The sequence below is a fragment of the Noviherbaspirillum agri genome, from assembly GCF_054780595.1.
Genome location: NZ_BAAGWA010000002.1, coordinates 336,370 through 354,633, shown reverse-complemented (window position 1 = coordinate 354,633; position 18,264 = coordinate 336,370). Strand labels below are relative to the sequence as shown.

Below are 18,264 nucleotides of genomic sequence, written 5' to 3'. Positions count from 1 at the left end.
GCATCGATGTAGAATGCTTGCCAACATCGTAGCCATTGGAGCCATGCCTGCCTTATGCGCCAGGTTGAATTTTCCGCTCGCAACAACATCACGCTTCTGTACTGCGGTGGCGAGTACTTCCCCGCGCTGATTGCCGCATTCGATGCGGCGCGCTTCGACATCTATCTCGAGACGTATATCTTCACGCTGGATCGCACCGGAGTAGAAATTCGCGATGCGCTGATACGCGCCGCGCGGCGCGGTGTGACGGTCAATGTGGTAACTGACTGGCTTGGCAGCGGCCATCGCGAATCGGTGATCCTGAATGAGCAGTTGAGCGCCGGCGGCGTGAATCACCACGTGTTCAATCCTTTTTTTCGGCGCGGCGTCGCCCGCACGCACCGCAAGATGTGCGTGGTTGATCGCCAGGTGGCCTTTCTTGGCGGGCTGAACATCAACGACGACTACATCTCCGATGACGGTTTCGGCGTGCCGTTGCCTGCGCCCCGCTGGGACATTGGCGTCAAGATCACGGGGCCGCTGGTTGCCACCATCCATCGCGACATGCAGTCACAGTGGCAGCTGCTTGGCGGCCTGCATCTGCGCTATCGCTGGGAGCTGTTCCGCGAGCGCCGCCTGACCGGCGGAGAAACGGAGGAAGGGCCGGCGCTTGCTGCGCTGGTGTTGCGCGACAACCTGCGCAACCGCCGCACGATTCAGCAGGCGTATCTGAAAGCGCTTGGCGGCGCACGCAAGGTGGCTTTGTTGGCGAATCCGTACTTTGCGCCCGGGAGAAAACTGCGCGACGGGCTGGCATCCGCAGCCGCGCGCGGCGTCGAGGTCACGCTCCTGATCGGGGTCGGCCAGTTTCGCATGCAGGATGCGGTGGCGCATTCCTTCTATCCCAAGCTTCTCAAGAGTGGCGTCAAGGTGGTCGAGTACCGCAAGACACAGTTGCACGGCAAGGTCGCCGTCGTCGACGATAGCTGGGCTACCGTCGGATCCAGCAACTGGGACGGTCTGAGCTTGTTCGTCAATCATGAGGCGAACGTCGTCGTGAAGGAACATCACTTCGCACAATCACTGCGGGGTAGGATCGAGCAAGCCATCGCAGAAGGCGTGCCGGTGCGGATGGAAGACTATGTGAACATTCCCTGGTATGAGCGCGCGTGGTATGGCGCGGCCTACCTGCTGTACAAGGGGATCCTGCGGATTATTACGCTCGGCAGGTATACGGAATAAACCAGGGAATAACGCAGGCCGTTGTTACGGAGGCAGCTGTTCCATCTCGGCTTCGCGCCGGATCCAGTCGCAGAACGTCTTTACCGCAGGGCGGTTCTCTGCGTCGGGCAATCTCAGCAGGTGAAAGCGATAGGGGCCGAGCACGCGCTGCGGAAAGAGGCGAACGAGCTTGCCGTTACGCAGATCCTCCGCAATGAAGGGTTCCGCGGCGACGGCAATCCCCTGGTTGTTGGCCGCCGCTTCCAGCGTCAGGTAGGTATGCGAGAAACTGGGGCGCGTACCGCCGGTGTAGGTAATGCCGAACGCAGCCAGCCAGCGTGCCCAATTGACTTCGTCGGGAATGCGCATTTCGAGTTCGTCATGCAGCAGCGGATAGCGCGGCAGGTCCGCCGGTTCGCGCAAGTCGGGAGCCGCCGCTTTGAACGCGGGGCTGCATACGGCGGAAAACCATTCTTCCATCAGCACTTCCGCCTTGAGGCCGGGGTAGGGACCGCGCCCCAGGCGAATTGCGACATCCACGCCTTCGCGCACAAAGTCCGCCGGATGCAGTGATGCGAGCACCCGCATGTCGATCTCCGGATGCTGTTCGCGCAGCCGTCCGAGACGCGGCATCAGCCAGCGTGCGACCAGCGACGGCACTGAGGTCACCGTCACGACCCGTTCATCGCCGCGGCGGCGTACCGCTTCCGACGCATCGACGAGTCCGTCCAGCAAGGGACGCAGCGCCTGCGCGTATTGCTGGCCAGCCACCGTCAGCACCACCCCGCGCGGCAATCGTTGAAAGAGCGCGACCCCCAGCCATTCTTCCAGTTGCTTGACCTGGTGCGCCACCGCCCCGGCAGAGACGTGCAGCTCCTCGGCGGCGCGCTGGAAACCGCCATGCCGGGCGGCCGCTTCAAATGCGCGAATGGCGGGCAGGGGAGGCAGGCGGCGGTTCATATATGGGATTTGGCTCAATCATTTTGGGGCTGACCGTCAAGAATATTGGTTTGTTGCGGATGCGGCAACCCAATAGACTGCTGCCATTCGGATGGATGTCTCTAATACCCTCAATTTCATTTGCCCTCGACCTTATGCCGCAACACTACGCCATTGCGCTTGTCCTGCTTTCTGCCCTTGGTTTCGGGAGCATGGCCATTTTTGCCAAGATCGCCTACGCGTCGGGCATCACTCCGGCCATGTTGCTCACGCTGCGATTCGCGTTCGCCGTCGCGATCCTCGCACCGGTTGTCTGGTTGCGGCGGTTGCCATTGCCGCGCGGGCGGGTGCTTGCGGGATTTGTGCTGATGGGCGCGCTGTACACCGCGCAATCCCAGGGCTATTTCACTGCATTGATGTATGCAAGCAGCGGATTGGTGGGCTTGCTGTTGTACGTGTATCCGATTCTCGTCACGCTGATGGCAGTGGCCTTCGGCTGGGAAAAGCTGGATCGCCGCACCGTGCAGCTGCTAGCCCTTGCGGTCGTCGGCATGGCGATTACTCTAGGTGACAACCTGCAGGGACAGCCGCTCGGCATCGCGCTGGGGCTGCTTGCCGCAGCTGTCTACGCAATCTATATCGTCGTCGGCAGCCGCCTTACGCAGGACACTGATCCGCTCGCGGCGACGCTGGTCGTCATGGCGGCGGCAGCCGTCGGTAACGGATCGCTTGCGCTGGCCGGCGGCGCTTACTTGCCCTCGGGCTTCACGGCTTGGCTCGCGATCGGTGCCATTGCGTTGTTCTCGACTGTGCTTGCGATTGCCAGCTTCCTCATCGGCATCAAATACATCGGACCGGCGAGGGCATCGATCATTTCAACGCTGGAGCCCGTCATCACGCTTTGCCTTGGTGTCGCGCTGCTCGGCGAAACCGTCAACGCAGGGCAGCTCGTGGGTGGGACGATGGTGCTTGCCGCGGTGGTGATGCTGTCGCTGCGTCCGCGTTCTCCGCTGGTTGTTGATGGCAGGCGGGATCAAGCACGGGCGTAGGGCAAGGCAAGCGCCGTGCGCACAGCGAGCGGCAGAAATGAGCGATAGGGTGCTCGGTGACCAGGCAAACAACAGGCTTGTCCATGTCGCCAGTTTCGGGCAATCTCATTCACGGCAAGGCCTTTCAATTGTCGTTCACCCCTTCCGCCCATGAATTTCACTCCCGAGCTCTTGGCTGCCCTGCGCAACGCCAAACACATCCTCGTCTTCACCGGCGCAGGCGTTTCCGCGGAAAGCGGCGTTCCCACTTTCCGTGATGCGCAGACCGGGCTCTGGGCGAAATACCGTGCGGAAGACCTCGCCACGCCCGAGGCGTTTCTCCGTAACCCGGTCATGGTATGGAACTGGTACGCATGGCGTCGTGAGCTGATGCGCAAGCTTGCACCTAACCCGGCGCATATTGCGATTGCACGTCTTGAGCAAATGGTCGAGCACGTTACTGTCGTGACGCAGAACGTCGACGGTTTGCACGCGCGAGCGGGCAGCACGGATGTCATCGAACTGCACGGCAATATCTGGTCGAATTTCTGTTTCGACTGCAGACGTCCTGCGGACGTGAGTCACTCACAAGACGTTCCGCCGCGTTGCCCCCATTGTGGCGGCATGATCCGGCCCGGAGTTGTATGGTTCGGGGAGGCATTGCCGGCGGCGGCATGGAACAGGGCCTACGATTTGCTGAAAAGCACCGACCTGTTTTTCTGCATCGGCACCTCGAGCCTGGTTGAGCCTGCAGCAAGCCTGCCACGCGAGGCGCGCCTGAACGGATGCCCTGTGATTCAAATCAATCCCGAACCCACCAGTCATGATGAGATTGCGCAGTATGTCTTGCGCGGCAAAGCAGGGGAGGTGATGCCTGCACTGCTGGCTGCGGCATGGCCTATTGCGTAAGGAAAGCGGAAACTTCCTGCCGGGTGCCTGCTTTCCCCGCGTTTACTGTGGAGAAAAAATGCAGCAGGAAGACGAACAGGCGATTCGCGCGCTGGTCAGTGACTGGCATTGCGCGTCTGCGGACGGGGATGCGGAGCGATTGAAGGAGCTCATGGCCGACGACGTGGTTTTCCTCGCTCCCGGGCAGCCGCCCATGTGCGGCAGGAAAGCATTCCTCGATGCCTTCCAGGAAGGATTGAAACACTTCCGCCTGGAGTCGCGCAGCGAGGTGGTGGATTTATATGCGGTCGATGACCTTGCGTATTGCTGGATGCATCTATCGGTGACCGTGACGCCGCACCAGCAAGGGCTCGAGGTGCGGCGTTCAGGAAATACGCTCACCATTCTCCGCAAGCAAGCCGATGGCCGCTGGCTCATCGTGCGCGACGCCAATATGCTCACCCCTGAACCGGCCCACATACCGATGGAGCGTGCACCACTGCTGTAACCCTTACTGCCCGTCGTGTAAAAAACGGCCGATCTCCTGTTCCGCCAACACTGGTTCGTTCTCCTGTTCCCCCCGCTCTTCCCAGCCATTGGCGGGTGGTATGGAATTTGCGCTGCTTCCCGACTTTGCTTTATTCGCGCCGAAGCGAAACTTTGGCGGCGGGGTCTATCCAACCTCATCCCGCTGCACATTGCATGGCGCCCAAACTATTGGCTCGGGTTACTACGCGGACCGGTCCCTGAAAGGAGAAGTAGCATGGCACTCGATTTATTCAGCTCGAAAGGTTATCCCATAGAGCAGCAGCGCTTTACCTGGCGCGACATGGTCGGCAAGCCGATCAGCAAGCTCGACGACGATGCGTTTACGCGCGTGCGCGTCATCCTGATGAATGGCATCGAAAATGAGGCATTGCGCTTCCAACACATGGCGGCCCGGCTGAGTCGTGAACTGCGGCTGCCGCTTGCGCAGATTCGCCGCACGGAGCAACACCAGGCAACGATGGTCAACTGGCTGCTTGGCGCCGACCATTCGCCACTGGAAACAACGATTGCCTATGAACAGGTGGCGATCGAAGTCACTGCGGCAGTGGCGCAGCGCGAGCCGGATGAGTACTGTGCACAGGCATACCGCTTCGGCATGCTGGAAGACTTCGATCACATGTACCGGTACTCGGCATTGCTCGACCGGCTGGAAGGCAAGGATGCGAACAACATCCTGCAAAGCTATACCGACATCCTGCCGGGGCGGCCGACCATCGTTGAGCATCGCTCGCCGCTTGATGATGTACGAGAGCCCTACGACCGTGCGACTGCAGCGCCGCTGACCAAGCTCCATGCTCTGACCATCACTGCCGCCGAGTTCCAGACACACGACTACTACATGAACATCGGCCCGCTGTTTGCCGATCCGGTCGCGCGGCAGCTATACGCGGAGATTGCTTCGATTGAGGAGCAGCACGTCACGCAGTACGGCTCCCTGATCAATCCCGAAGAATCCGTGCTGGAGCAATGGCTGTTGCATGAAGCGACCGAGGTGTACAACTACTACAGCTGCGTGCAACAGGAAACCAACCCCCGCGTGAAGGCGATCTGGGAGCGTTTCCTCGACTATGAACTGGGGCATTTCCATCGTGTCGCGGAACTGTTCAAGCAGCACGAGAAGCGCGACCCCGCAGAGCTATTCCCCGACAAGCTGCCGGAGCCGATCCAGTTTGCCAGCCAGCGCGACTTCGTTCGCCAGGTGCTCAAGCAGGAAGTCGACTTGCGCGCCAAGGGCACGCAGTTCGTGGACAAGTCGCAGGACAGCCAGGCATCCATCGACTACCGCGACCACATCAATTCCGACGGATCGCCAAGCGAAACCGTCGCGGCAGGGTACATCTGGTCGCCCGGCACGGAACTCAACCGCAAGGTCGCCGTCGCGGTGTAAGCCATTTACTTAAGGAGCAGCAATGAAAGAGCAAACCCACATGGGGATGAACCGCACCGGTATGCAGATGTCCCCGTTCGATTCCAGCGACATGCAGTCCGGCATGCCGGCTTCGATGACGCCCGCCACGCCGGGTGACGACAGCGCGCTGGCCGAGGCACGTGCCAGTTACATCACAGAGGCCGACCCGGTTGGATCGGTGCCGCTCCCGGGGACCGTGAAGGGTGCGATCAGTACGGGCGCGTCGATGCTGACCGGCTCGGAGCCGCAGCTATTGCTGGACAAGCTCGGCGAGCGGCTTGCGTTCGAGCGCACGGGAACGCGCCTGTACGATGCGCTGATCACCAAGTTCGAGGCGCTGCAGGACAGTTCCACCAGCATGACCTTGGCCGACCTGCAGCAGATTCGGCAGGACGAGGCGCGGCACTTCGCCATCATCGCCGAGGCGATTCAAAGCGTGGGCGGCGACCCGACCTCGCAGACGCCGTGTGCCGACCTTGTCGGCGTGGAGTCGATGGGCCTGATGCAAGTCGTCGCCGATCCGCGCACGACCATTGCGCAGTCGCTGCATGCGATTCTGGTGGCGGAGATGACTGACAATGCCGGATGGGAGCTGCTTATCGCTCTTGCCGAGGACCAGAAGCAGAATGCACTGATCAGCGACTTCACCGTTGCGCTCAATGAGGAGCGTGTGCATCTGCAGCAGGTGCAGAGGTGGTTCGAAGAGGCAACCCTCGGGGAGCCGATCTCCAGTGGTGCGATGGTGGATGACATCGGGGATGCCAATCCTTCCCAATTGCACTGACCTGCGCTGATCTGCATTGTGCTCCTGGGGCGCTGGACGTCAGAGCGCGTCCTGCGCCCCACTAAGGTACGCAACGAGCTGTCTTGCCTGCGCCGACAGGTCATCCAGGCTGCGCACGCAGAGCCTGAGCTCGCGCGTTGCCCATGCATCGTCCAGCGAAACGCTACGTACTGGCAGCGTTTCGCTATGCCGCTGTGCCGCCGCTTCCGGCAGCACAGCCAGTCCCACACGCTGCGCCACGAGTTGCGCAATCGCGAAGAAGCCGGGTGCGCGTACACGCACCGTTAGCGGCTTGCCGAGCAGGGTGGCCATTTCCTCCACAAAGCGCTGGATCGCGCGTTCTCCCGGCATACCGATAAAAGGAAACCCCAAGGCTTCCCGGAACAAGCAATGACCGCGTGCAGCCAGCGGATGATCAGCCGGCACGAGCAGCACCAGCCGGTCATGGCGAAAAGGCAGCGACACGACGCCTTCCAGCGGCAGATTCCCGTCAAGTACCCCGATGTCGATATCGCCTGCCTGCAGCGTGCGCAGGATTTCCTGGCTGGATCGCTCCTCGACCTGCAAATCGACTTCCGGATAATCCGCAAGAAAAGGTCCAAGCGCCGGCGGCAGGAAAGTGCTGTTGGCGACAGTGTTGGCAGCTAGTCGTACGCTGATGCGCTGCCTGCCGGTCAGCCCGTCGAGCGCCTCCTTCAGTTGCCTGGCCTCGTCTAATACGCGTCTCGCATGGTCGAGGGCAATCCGTCCCGCAGGTGTTGGCTGCATGCCGCCTGCAGAGCGGGTGAAGAGCGGCATGCCAAGTCGCTCTTCCAGCAGGCGCAGACGATTGCTGGCCGCAGAGAGGGCGATAGGGAAGGCCGCCGCCGCCCGGCTCAGGCTGCCCGCTTCGGCGATGGCTACCAGAAGGCGCAGGTCAGTGAGATCAAAGTGCAAGGCTTCTCCGTTTGCGAAGGGTCGGTGCGCAAAATAAGCATTCTAGAGGGTTGTCCTCCGCGAGAGAATAAGGCTGGTCGCTTTTATCCCTAATGAGAAAACGATGCGTAATACGCTGGCAGAGCACGCCGCACGTTGGTCGCAGGATGGCCGCTTGTATGCCGTCCTGGCAGCCGCCGGCTTTTCGCTGAAAGCCGTATTCGTCAAGCTCGCCTATGCAGCCGGACCGGTTGAGCCGCTAACGCTTCTCGCCATGCGCATGGGCTTTGCGTTGCCGCTGTTCCTGTGGCTGATCAACTCCGGAAGCGGTCCGGCAGCGCACCGCCTCGGGCCGGGCGACATGCTGCGTATCTGCATGCTGGGCTGCGTCGGCTATTACCTGTCCAGCCTGTTCGATTTTTACGGCCTTGCCTACATCAGCGCCGGATTGGAGCGCATGATCCTTTATCTCTATCCGACGCTGGTGCTGTTGCTGCAAGCAGCCTTGACACGGCAGCGCCCCTCGGCGCGTGTTTGGCAGGCAATGGCGATCTGCTATGCCGGGCTGGCGGTCGCATTTGCGCATGATTTGCACCAGACCGGGCAGGGCGCCCACGTCCTTACCGGTGCGGCCTGGGTATTTGCCAGTGCCGTCACTTATGCGATGTATTACGCCGGAACCGGCCGCATGGTCAATCGCATCGGCTCCACGCGGCTGGCCGGCCTGGCGGGCAGCGCATCGTGCATGCTGGTCCTTCTGCATTTTGTGCTGTTCGGCCAGCCGCAATCTCTTTCTGATCTTCCACTGGCGGTATGGGGCCATGCGTTTTTGATGGCAGTGCTTTCCACGGTATTGCCGGTCTGGTGGCTTTCCCTGGCGATTCAACGCATGGGGGCGGGACAGGCGGCGGCGATTGGCACACTGGGGCCGGTATTGACCGTGTTTGCCGCGTGGGTGCTTTTGGACGAACCGTTGTCGCTATTGCAGCTCGCGGGGCTTGCGCTCGTGATGTTCGGGGTGACGCGCCTCAAGCCACGCCAGGCGGGAGCTGCGCCAGCCGCGCAGTCCAACAGCCAGCGATCTCTCACACCGGCCAATGACTGAGCTGGTGACAGGATGATGGACCAGACACTCATTTTCATGATGGCGACAGGAGGCTTCATCTTTCTGATCGCCGGATTCGTGAAGGGATTGATCGGCCTCGGCCTGCCGACTGTCGCCATTGGCCTGCTCGGGATCATGATGCCCCCTGCCCAGGCAGTGTCGCTGCTCGTGATCCCCTCATTGGTCACGAATCTCTGGCAGCTCTTCGCCGGCCCGGCGCTCATCCCGCTGGTGCGAAGGTTTGGTTCGATGCTCATTGGCTTTTGCATCGGCACATGGGGCGGCGCGGCCATGTTTGGCGCGGCTACAGGCGGTGCTGCCACAACGCTGCTCGGATTGGCATTGATGATATATGCGGTTTACGGGCTACGAGCAAAACGCTTTGCGATTCCTGGAAATGCTGAGCGCTGGATGTCTCCCTTGGTTGGAACAGTCACTGGCGTGATTGCAGCAGCCACCGGTGTGTTCGTCATCCCCGCGGTGCCTTACCTGCAGGCGCTGGACTTGGACAAGGATGAGCTTGTGCAGGCGCTCGGTCTTTCCTTTACGGTTTCTACCGTCGCGTTGGCTGCTGTTCTGACAATGCAGGGCGACTTCCACCTTTCGGTTGCCGGCGCATCGCTCGCCGCATTACTGCCTGCCGCAGGTGGAATGCTGCTTGGTCAGTGGGCGAGAGGTCGGATTCGTACCGAGGCTTTTCGCTTTTTCTTCCTCCTGGGTCTGCTTTCGCTCGGCTCCTATCTGGCGCTTAGCCAGTTTTTTTGAGCCGGCTTGCAGCAGAGTGAGTGGCATTTTGGCAATTCTGCTCAAATGCCCGCGTATTCCAGAGGAGGGAATCCATCATGTGGGCGTTGACGTACCTTTTTCTTCTCCATCGTCTGGAAAAAGCACGGTCAGACTATAAAATACAGATGCATTCCTGACTATCTGAATAAAGCCTTGATACTCCGTGTCTGATTCCGTCCGTATCGATAAGTGGCTTTGGGCCGCGCGTTTCTTCAAGACACGTTCATTAGCCACTGATGCCGTCGATGGCGGCAAGGTTCGACTCAACGGCGATCGCGTCAAGCCCGCGCGCAGCGTCAAGATCGGCGACACGCTCGACATCGACAATGGTTCCACCGAGTGGGAAATCGTCGTCGAGGGACTTGCGGAAAAGCGAGGCTCAGCAGCCATCGCGCAGACACTCTACGTGGAAACAGAGCAAAGCATCGCGGAACGGCAAAAAAAGGCAGAACAGCGCAAGCTTTTTCGCGAGCCGAGCGACTCCATCAAGGGGCGCCCGACCAAGCGTGACCGGCGGCAACTGGACAAGTTTTGATCCGTCTTACCCCTATGTTCAGGGGTGCTGGAAGGAGAGGGATATTTGGTTTTTCCCTCTATGGAGCTACTAGAATCGTCCCTCTAAGTTCCCGTTTGACATTTATACTGCGGTAGATAATAGTACGAGCGTTCGCTTCAGTTAGACCGCACCGTTTTTTGATTTTGTGATAGGGCATTCCCGTGGCAACCAACATGACTGACTCGACAACCAAATTCATGCGCAAAGGGGAACTGACTCGCGCTGCAATTCTCGATGTGGCACTTGATCTTGCCAGTCGTGACGGGTTGGAGGGGCTGACGATCGGTTTGCTCGCAGACAAAATGAACATGAGCAAATCCGGCGTGTTCGCGCATTTCGGTTCACGCGAAGATCTGCAGATCGAAGTGGTGAAGCTGTACCACCACCATTTCGAACAGGAAGTGTTCTATCCAAGCATGAAGGAGCCGCGAGGTCTGCCCCGCCTGCAAGCAATGTTTGCGCGCTGGGTCAAGCGTGTGTCGGTCGAAATCGCATCCGGCTGCATCTACATCAGCGGCGCCGTGGAATATGACGACCGCCCCGGCGCAATTCGTGAAGAGCTGGCCGGCATGGTGCGCGCATGGAAGGATGCATTGCGTCGTTGCGCGGTGCAAACCATCGAGATCGGGCATTTGTCGTCCCAGACCGATCCGGATCAGCTCGTGTTTGAAATGTACGGCCTGATCCTGGCCTTGCACCACGATGCACGTTTCCTGAAGTTGCCCGGCAGCGTGAATCGCGCCGAAGTCGGGTTTGAACGTCTGATCAAGAGTTATCAGGATCCGCAGCCTGCTGAAAAAGCAAAGCCGGCTGCAAAAACGAACCCCAAATCCGCTGTAAAGAAAACAGCCTAATCCGTTTTAGCCGTCAGGAGAAATAACATGGGTCAATACGTCGCACCATTGCGTGACATGCAGTTCGTGCTTCACGAATTGCTGAAGGTGGAAGATGAGTTCAAGCAGTTGCCTGCCCACGCAGAGATTGACAAGGACATCATCAATCAGGTGCTGGAAGAGGGTGGCAAGTTCACCTCGCAGGTGCTGTTCCCGCTGAACCACTCCGGCGACCGCGAAGGCTGCCGCCTCGACAAGGAAACCCATGTCGTGCATACGCCGAAGGGTTTCAAGGAAGCCTACCAGCAGTACGTTGAAGCCGGCTGGCCTGCGCTGTCCTGCGATCCGGAATACGGCGGCCAGGGCCTGCCGGTTACGATCAACAACTCGTTCTACGAGATGCTGAATTCCTCCAACCAGGCATGGACGATGTACCCCGGCCTGTCGCACGGCGCATATGAGTGCATCCATGAGCACGGCACTCCGGAACAGAAGGCAATGTACCTGACCAAGCTGGTCTCTGGCGAGTGGACCGGCACCATGTGCCTGACCGAGCCGCATTGCGGCACCGACCTCGGCATGTTGCGTTCCAAGGCCGAGCCGCAAGCTGACGGCTCCTACAAGATTTCGGGCGGCAAGATCTTCATTTCCGCCGGCGAACATGAAATGTCCGCCAATATCGTTCACCTCGTTCTGGCACGCCTGCCGGACGCACCGTCAGGCACCAAGGGTATTTCCCTCTTCATCGTGCCGAAGTACATTCCGAATGCTGACGGCTCCCTCGGTGCACGCAATAACATCTTCTGCGGCGCAATCGAAGAAAAGATGGGCATCCATGGCAATTCCACCTGCCAGATGAACATGGACGGCGCAACCGGCTGGCTGATCGGCGAGCCGAACAAGGGCTTGAACGCCATGTTCGTGATGATGAATGCAGCGCGCCTCGGCGTCGGCATGCAATCCCTCGGCCTGACCGAAGTTGCCTACCAAAACGCACTGATCTACGCGAAAGACCGTATCCAGATGCGCAGCCTGTCTGGCGTCAAGGCTCCAGACAAGGCCGCTGATCCGATCATCGTGCATCCGGACGTGCGTCGCATGCTGTTGACTGCCAAGGCCTATGCGGAAGCCGGCCGTGCATTCACTTCCTATGTCGCACTGCAGATCGACAAGGAACTGAACCACCCGGACGAGCAAGTTCGCAAGGACTGCGCCGATGAAGTTGCGCTGCTGACCCCGATCATCAAGGCGTTCCTCACGGACAACGGCTGGATCGCGACGTCGGAAGCAATGCAAGTGTTCGGCGGCCACGGCTACATTTCCGAGTGGGGCATGGAGCAGTACGTCCGCGACGCACGCATCAATATGATTTACGAAGGCACTAACACGATCCAGTCGCTCGACCTGCTCGGCCGCAAGATCCTGATGGACAACGGTGCGAAGCTGCGCAAGTTCGGTGCGAAGGTGCAGGCCTTTGTCGAAGCGAACGGCACCAATGAAGCCATGTCCGAATTCGTCACTCCGCTGGCAGACCTCGGCGACAAGGTCACTAAGCTGACGATGGAAATCGGCATGAAGGCGTTCCAGAACCAAGATGAAGTTGGCGCAGCAGCAGTACCTTACCTACGCGTAGTCGGCCACATGGTGTTTTCGTACTTCTTCGCGCAGATGGCGAAGATCGCTCTGGAAAAGCAGGACTCGGGCGACAACTTCTACAAGGCGAAGCTGGCAACCGCACGTTTCTACTTCGCCCGCCTGCAGCCGGAAACCGCAATGCTGATCCGTCAAGCTCGCTCCGGCTCTGCAAACCTGATGGCACTTGACGCAGACCTGTTCTAAGTCATTGCCTCTGCAGCGGGTTGGGTTTTAAGCTGTCCTGCCCAACCCGCAGCCGGCCCCGAAGGGTTTCGCGGTGCGTTCCGCGCACCAACCAGTGTCAACAACCACGTTCTGAATGGTGCGCGCAGCGCATCCAACGTTTATAGGATTGACTCCATGTCTAATTTCATCGTCAAAAAAGTCGCCGTGCTCGGCGCAGGCGTGATGGGCGCGCAGATTGCCGCCCACTGCGTCAATGCAAAAGTGCCCGTCGTTCTGTTCGACCTGCCGGCCAAGGAAGGCCCGAAGAACGGCATCGTGCTGCGCGCAATCGAAAACCTGAAAAAGCTCAGCCCCGCACCGCTGGGCAACAAGGAAGATGCAGCGCTGATCGAAGTCGCCAACTACGAAGACAACCTCGACGTGCTCAAGGGCTGCGACCTGATCATCGAAGCGATCGCCGAGCGCATGGACTGGAAGCATGACCTGTACAAGAAAGTCGCTCCGCACATCGCTCCGAACGCCATCTTCGCTTCCAACACTTCCGGCCTGTCGATTACGGCGCTGTCCGAGGGTTTCGAAGCGGACCTGAAATCCCGCTTTTGCGGCGTGCACTTCTTCAACCCGCCGCGCTACATGCACCTGGTCGAGTTGATCCCGACCGTTGCCACCCGCCCCGAGATCCTCGATCAGCTCGAAGGCTTCCTGGCGTCCACGCTCGGCAAGGGCGTTGTGCGCTGCTTCGATACCCCGAACTTCGTTGCAAACCGTGTCGGTATCTTCGGCATGCTGGCCACCATTCACGAAGCCGAGAAGTTCGGCTTATCTTGCGATGTCGTCGATGACCTGACCGGGTCCAAGCTGGGCCGTGCAAAGTCGGGCACCTTCCGTACCGCTGACGTGGTCGGCCTGGACACCATGGGCCATGTCATCAAGACCATGGAAGACAACCTGAAGAGCGATCCGTTCTCCTCGCTGTACAAGACGCCGGATGTGGTTGCCAAGCTGATCGGCGCAGGTGCGCTGGGCCAGAAGAGCGGCGCCGGTTTCTACAAGAAGGTCGGCAAGGACATCCTGCGCTATGACTCCGCCAAGAACGATTACGTGCCGGGCGGCGCCAAGGCTGATGACGTCATCGCACGCATCCTGAAGGAAAAGGATCCGGCCAAGAAGATGAAGGCGCTGCGCGAGTCGACCAGCCCGCAAGGCCAGTTCCTGTGGGCGATCTTCCGCGACGCGTTCCACTACATCGCGATCCACCTCGAATCGATCGCCGATAACGCACGCGACGTCGACTTCGCATTGCGCTGGGGCTTCGGCTGGAAAACCGGTCCGTTCGAGAATTGGCAGGCTGCCGGATGGCAACAGATCGCCCAGTGGGTCAAGGAAGACATCGACGCTGGCAAGGCAATCTGCAATGCACCGCTGCCGCAGTGGGTGTTTGACGGTCGTAATGGTGTGCATACCGCTGAAGGTTCCTGGTCGCCGGCCAAGAAGGCCTACGTGCCGCGCTCCGATCTGCCGGTCTACCAGCGTCAGGCGTTCCGCGCGCCGGTCCTGGGTGAAGGCGCAGCAGACGGTGCTACTGCTGGCACCACCGTTTTCGAAGACGACTCCGTTCGCCTCTGGCATCAGAACGACGACATGCTGATCCTGTCGACCAAGACCAAGATGCACGTGATCGGGCCGGGTGTTGTCGCTGGCATTAACAAGGCGGTTGACGAAGCCGAGAGGAATTTCAAGGGCCTGGTGCTCTGGAACGCAGATGCGGCCGAAGGCGGAGCATTCTCCGCCGGTGCCGACTTGCAATCGATGTTGCCGGCATTCATGGCTGGCGGCGCGAAGGCGATCGATCCGGAAGTATCCAAGTTGCAGAACGCATTCATGCGCCTGAAATACGCAAACGTCCCGGTCGTGGCGGCAGTCGCAGGTCTGGCACTGGGCGGCGGTTGCGAATTGATGCTGCATGCTGCCAAGCGCGTGGCATCGATCGAGTCCTATATCGGTCTCGTTGAAGTAGGCGTAGGCCTGGTTCCGGCAGGCGGCGGCCTGAAGGAAGCTGCAATGCGCGCTGCTGCTGATGCGAAGGGCAACGACCTCCTGCAGTTCCTGAAGGTGTACTTCACCAACGCAGCAACTGCGAACGTGTCGAAGTCCGCACTGGAAGCACAGCAGATGGGTTACCTGAAGTCGACTGACACCATCGTGTTCAACGCCTACGAGCTGCTGCACGTGGCGAAGATCGAGGCACGCGCCATGTTCGAAGCAGGGTATCGTGCACCGGCTCAGAAACTGGTTCCGGTTACCGGCCGCTACGGTATGGGCACCATCATGGCGCAGCTGGTCAATATGCGTGACGGTGGCTTTATCTCCGCACACGACTTCAAGCTGGGCTCGATGATCGCCGAGATCGTTTCCGGTGGCGACATCAACCAGGGCAGCCTGGTAAGCGAGCAGTGGCTGCTCGACCTCGAGCGCAAGGCCTTTGTTGAATTGCTGAACAATCCGAAGACGCAAGAGCGCATCATGGGAATGATGCAGACCGGCAAACCCGTGCGTAACTAATCGCGCATTTACTCGGATACGGAGCATACAAAATGACTAAACAACTTCAAGAAGCATACGTTGTAGCTGCAACTCGCACGCCGATCGGCAAGGCACCGCGCGGCATGTTCAAGAACGTGCGCCCGGATGACCTTCTGGTGCGCGCAATCCAGTCCGCCGTGGCACAAGTGCCGGGCCTCGATCCGAAACTGATCGAAGACGCGATCGTCGGCTGCTCGTTCCCGGAAGCTGAGCAAGGCATGAACATGGCGCGTAACGCCATCCTGCTGGCCGGCTTGCCGAACACCATCGGTGGCGTCACCATCAACCGCTACTGCGCATCCGGTATCACTGCCGTCGCCATGGCTGCAGATCGCATCAAGGTCGGCCAGGCCGACGTGATGATCGCGGCGGGTGCCGAATCGATGTCGATGGTGCCGATGATGGGCCATCATCCTTCGATCAACATGAACACCTTCAAGGATGAAAACATCGGCATGGCCTACGGTATGGGTCTTACTGCCGAGAAGGTGGCTCAGCAGTGGAAGGTGTCGCGCGAAGCCCAGGACGCTTTCGCTGTGGAATCTCATCGTCGCGCTATCGCTGCGCAACAAGCCGGCGAGTTCAACGATGAAATGACTCCGGTCGAAATCATCGAGCGCATTCCGAACCTGGTAACCGGCCAGATCGAGATCAAGACCCGCACCGTTAACATGGACGAAGGCGCACGCCCGGATACCAGCATGGAGGGCCTGGCTCGCCTGAAGCCAGTGTTTGCTGCGAAGGGCTCGGTTACCGCCGGCAACAGCTCGCAAACGTCCGACGGCGCAGGCGCACTGATCCTGGTCAGCGAACGGATCCTGAAGCAGTTCAACCTGACCCCGCTGGCTAAATTCTCGTCGTTTGCAGTGCGCGGTGTGCCGCCGGAAATCATGGGTATTGGTCCGAAGGAAGCGATTCCTGCTGCGTGCCGTGCCGCCGGCATCACCCAGGACCAGATCGACTGGTTCGAGCTGAACGAAGCGTTCGCTGCGCAGTCGCTGGCAGTGGTCCAGGATCTCGGCCTCGATCCGGCCAAGGTCAACCCGATGGGCGGAGCAATTGCTCTGGGCCACCCGCTGGGCGCGACTGGCGCAATCCGTTCCGCAACCGTGATTCACGCAATGCGTCGCAAGAACCTGAAGTACGGCATGGTGACCATGTGCGTCGGTACAGGTATGGGCGCCGCAGGTATTTTCGAACGCGTGTAACATCGTCCCGCGTGCCGTCAAAAGCCGTACAGTCGAAAGCTGTGCGGCTTTTTTAATGGCGCAAAGATCTGGTGCCGTAACCTTCACTTGATGGTAAGTTGAGCGGCACAGATACGCAGGGACGTAAGGAATAATTTTTCAGGCTCCAGCAGCCTGCATATTCATCGGCACAAGAACGCCGATTTCATCGGAGACTACATGGATATTCTGACCACCAAGTCCAACGGAATCTTGACGATTGAGTTCAATCGTCCGGAAAAGAAGAATGCAATTACATCGGCCATGTACCAAATGATGGCGGATGCGATCAAGGATGCGGAAGGCGATGCCGCAGTTCGAGCAATCGTCATCCAGGGCAAGCCGGAAATCTTCACCGCCGGTAATGACCTTGAGGATTTCCTGAAAAATTCTTCCACGGAAGTGGGCGACCGGCCGGTGGCGCAATTCATGCGCGCGCTGAGTACGGCAACCAAGCCGGTGGTTGCGGCGGTTGCAGGCAATGCCGTGGGAATTGGCACCACCATGCTGATGCACTGTGATCTTGTGTATGCGGCAGATAATGCGAAATTCGCCATGCCCTTCACCCAGCTTGGGCTTTGCCCGGAATTTTCGTCCAGCATGTTGTTCCCGCAGATCGTTGGCTACCCCCGTGCGGCGGAAAAGCTGATGCTCGGCGAAGCCTTTCTCGCGAAAGAGGCTTATGACATGGGGCTGGTCAGCCAGGTATTGCCGGTGGGCGAACTGATGGAGTTCGCACATGCGCAAGCTGCGAAACTCGCTGCATTGCCGGCGTCCTCGCTGAGGATCACCAAGCGCCTGATGAAGTCCGCACAGACGGAGGCGGTACAGTCGCGCATGATGGAAGAGAATCGTCACTTCGGCGAAATGCTGGTGTCAAAGGAGGCGAAAGAGGCATTCACAGCGTTCTTCGAGAAGCGCAAACCGGACTTCAGCAAGTTTTCCTGAGGCCGCGAGGCTCCATACGAACATGGTACGCCCGCGCACCATGTGTCCCCGCTAGATTGAATGACGCAAGGAAAGTGGCAAGGAGTGCACTCTACTTGCGCAGAAGGCAGGTCTGCTCCTCAAGGAGATCAACCTGTCTTCGTCAGCCTTTGCCACCACCGCTTCCACCGCATGGGCGGTTTTTCGGGAGTGCCCGGCTTGTCCACGTGCGTGGGCTTCTGGCCGGATCCTTCGGCATGCAAGGACTCCACCTGCTTGTCGTACTCGAGGAATAGCACCTTGCTTTCCAGCGTCTTGATCACGTTGTCCTTGTCGGCGAGTCGGGCGCGCAGTTCATTCGTGACCTGATCTTTCACCTTGCGCAGTTCTGCCTCCAAGGCGAGTGCTCGCTCCAGCGAGCGATTCCTCTCTTCCAATATGGCAAGTTTGACCTGGGTACGAGTTTGGCCATCACCCTCGTCATCGTCCGAGGCATGCAACTGCCCATATGTGCGCAGCAGTTCGGAGGTTTCGATCTGGGTTTCGCCCTCCGGTGTCACGGTCTTGCTCAAACGGCCCCGCTCGATGTCACGGTAGAGAGTAGATCTATTCCTTCGAACGAGCTTTGCCGCTTCGGTAATGGAGACGAGCGCCATATGCTAATAAATTTCCTGTTCGGAATTATTCTGGAATCGTTGAGACAACGGTGCGCCACC

At 59.5% G+C, this 18,264-nt stretch carries 17 protein-coding genes; 14 read left to right on the top strand and 3 right to left on the bottom strand.

Annotated features, from left to right (window positions below):
* Positions 1 to 54: 54 nt before the first annotated feature.
* Positions 55 to 1,221 carry a phospholipase D-like domain-containing protein gene (locus ACYVIA_RS04330; RefSeq protein WP_460838222.1) on the top strand — a complete coding sequence of 389 codons (1,167 nt, stop codon included), beginning with the start codon at positions 55 to 57 and terminating at the stop codon, positions 1,219 to 1,221.
* Between the two features lie 24 nt (positions 1,222 to 1,245).
* Here ACYVIA_RS04330 and gcvA read toward each other — a convergent pair whose 3' ends face one another.
* A complete protein-coding gene (gcvA, locus tag ACYVIA_RS04325) occupies positions 1,246 to 2,160 on the bottom strand; it encodes a transcriptional regulator GcvA (RefSeq protein WP_460838220.1) in 915 nt (304 codons plus the stop codon).
* Positions 2,161 to 2,255: 95 nt separating this feature from the next.
* Between gcvA and ACYVIA_RS04320 the strand changes: the two genes are divergently transcribed.
* From ACYVIA_RS04320 to ACYVIA_RS04300, 5 genes are all read left to right on the top strand, one after another.
* Positions 2,256 to 3,188: a DMT family transporter gene (locus ACYVIA_RS04320; RefSeq protein WP_460838218.1), complete on the top strand. Its 933-nt coding sequence runs from the start codon at positions 2,256 to 2,258 to the stop codon at positions 3,186 to 3,188.
* 150 nt (positions 3,189 to 3,338) lie between these two features.
* A complete protein-coding gene (locus ACYVIA_RS04315; protein ID WP_460838215.1) occupies positions 3,339 to 4,076 on the top strand; it encodes an SIR2 family NAD-dependent protein deacylase in 738 nt (245 codons plus the stop codon).
* 58 nt (positions 4,077 to 4,134) lie between these two features.
* Positions 4,135 to 4,563, top strand: a complete 429-nt coding sequence (locus tag ACYVIA_RS04310; RefSeq protein ID WP_460838213.1) for a YybH family protein — start codon at positions 4,135 to 4,137, stop codon at positions 4,561 to 4,563.
* Positions 4,564 to 4,818: 255 nt separating this feature from the next.
* Entirely contained in the window at positions 4,819 to 5,991 is a 1,173-nt protein-coding gene (locus ACYVIA_RS04305; RefSeq protein WP_460838211.1) for a hypothetical protein, read from the top strand.
* A gap of 22 nt (positions 5,992 to 6,013) precedes the next feature.
* Positions 6,014 to 6,796, top strand: a complete 783-nt coding sequence (locus ACYVIA_RS04300) for a ferritin Dps family protein (RefSeq protein WP_460838209.1) — start codon at positions 6,014 to 6,016, stop codon at positions 6,794 to 6,796.
* Positions 6,797 to 6,835: 39 nt separating this feature from the next.
* Here ACYVIA_RS04300 and ACYVIA_RS04295 read toward each other — a convergent pair whose 3' ends face one another.
* Positions 6,836 to 7,732, bottom strand: a complete 897-nt coding sequence (locus tag ACYVIA_RS04295) for a LysR family transcriptional regulator (protein WP_460838207.1) — start codon at positions 7,730 to 7,732, stop codon at positions 6,836 to 6,838.
* Between the two features lie 103 nt (positions 7,733 to 7,835).
* Here ACYVIA_RS04295 and ACYVIA_RS04290 point away from each other — a divergent pair, with 103 nt between their 5' ends.
* From ACYVIA_RS04290 to ACYVIA_RS04255, 8 genes are all read left to right on the top strand, one after another.
* Positions 7,836 to 8,816: a DMT family transporter gene (locus tag ACYVIA_RS04290; protein WP_460838205.1), complete on the top strand. Its 981-nt coding sequence runs from the start codon at positions 7,836 to 7,838 to the stop codon at positions 8,814 to 8,816.
* Between the two features lie 12 nt (positions 8,817 to 8,828).
* Positions 8,829 to 9,581: a sulfite exporter TauE/SafE family protein gene (locus ACYVIA_RS04285; protein WP_460838203.1), complete on the top strand. Its 753-nt coding sequence runs from the start codon at positions 8,829 to 8,831 to the stop codon at positions 9,579 to 9,581.
* Between the two features lie 184 nt (positions 9,582 to 9,765).
* Positions 9,766 to 10,137: an RNA-binding S4 domain-containing protein gene (locus tag ACYVIA_RS04280; protein WP_460838201.1), complete on the top strand. Its 372-nt coding sequence runs from the start codon at positions 9,766 to 9,768 to the stop codon at positions 10,135 to 10,137.
* A 218-nt stretch (positions 10,138 to 10,355) separates the two neighbouring features.
* The gene (locus ACYVIA_RS04275) at positions 10,356 to 11,012 is read left to right on the top strand and encodes a TetR/AcrR family transcriptional regulator (RefSeq protein WP_460838720.1); all 657 of its coding nucleotides are present in this window, start codon (positions 10,356 to 10,358) and stop codon (positions 11,010 to 11,012) included.
* Between the two features lie 27 nt (positions 11,013 to 11,039).
* Complete coding sequence (locus tag ACYVIA_RS04270; protein WP_460838198.1) at positions 11,040 to 12,830, top strand: acyl-CoA dehydrogenase C-terminal domain-containing protein; 1,791 nt, start codon at positions 11,040 to 11,042, stop codon at positions 12,828 to 12,830.
* A 156-nt stretch (positions 12,831 to 12,986) separates the two neighbouring features.
* Entirely contained in the window at positions 12,987 to 15,374 is a 2,388-nt protein-coding gene (locus ACYVIA_RS04265; RefSeq protein WP_460838196.1) for a 3-hydroxyacyl-CoA dehydrogenase/enoyl-CoA hydratase family protein, read from the top strand.
* A gap of 32 nt (positions 15,375 to 15,406) precedes the next feature.
* Entirely contained in the window at positions 15,407 to 16,603 is a 1,197-nt protein-coding gene (locus tag ACYVIA_RS04260; protein ID WP_460838194.1) for an acetyl-CoA C-acyltransferase, read from the top strand.
* Positions 16,604 to 16,801: 198 nt separating this feature from the next.
* On the top strand, positions 16,802 to 17,569 hold the full coding sequence (locus ACYVIA_RS04255; protein ID WP_460838192.1) for an enoyl-CoA hydratase: 768 nt from the start codon (positions 16,802 to 16,804) through the stop codon (positions 17,567 to 17,569).
* A gap of 128 nt (positions 17,570 to 17,697) precedes the next feature.
* Here ACYVIA_RS04255 and ACYVIA_RS04250 read toward each other — a convergent pair whose 3' ends face one another.
* Positions 17,698 to 18,204 (bottom strand): hypothetical protein, encoded by a 507-nt coding sequence (locus ACYVIA_RS04250; RefSeq protein ID WP_460838190.1) that lies wholly within the window; start codon positions 18,202 to 18,204, stop codon positions 17,698 to 17,700.
* Positions 18,205 to 18,264: the final 60 nt, after the last annotated feature.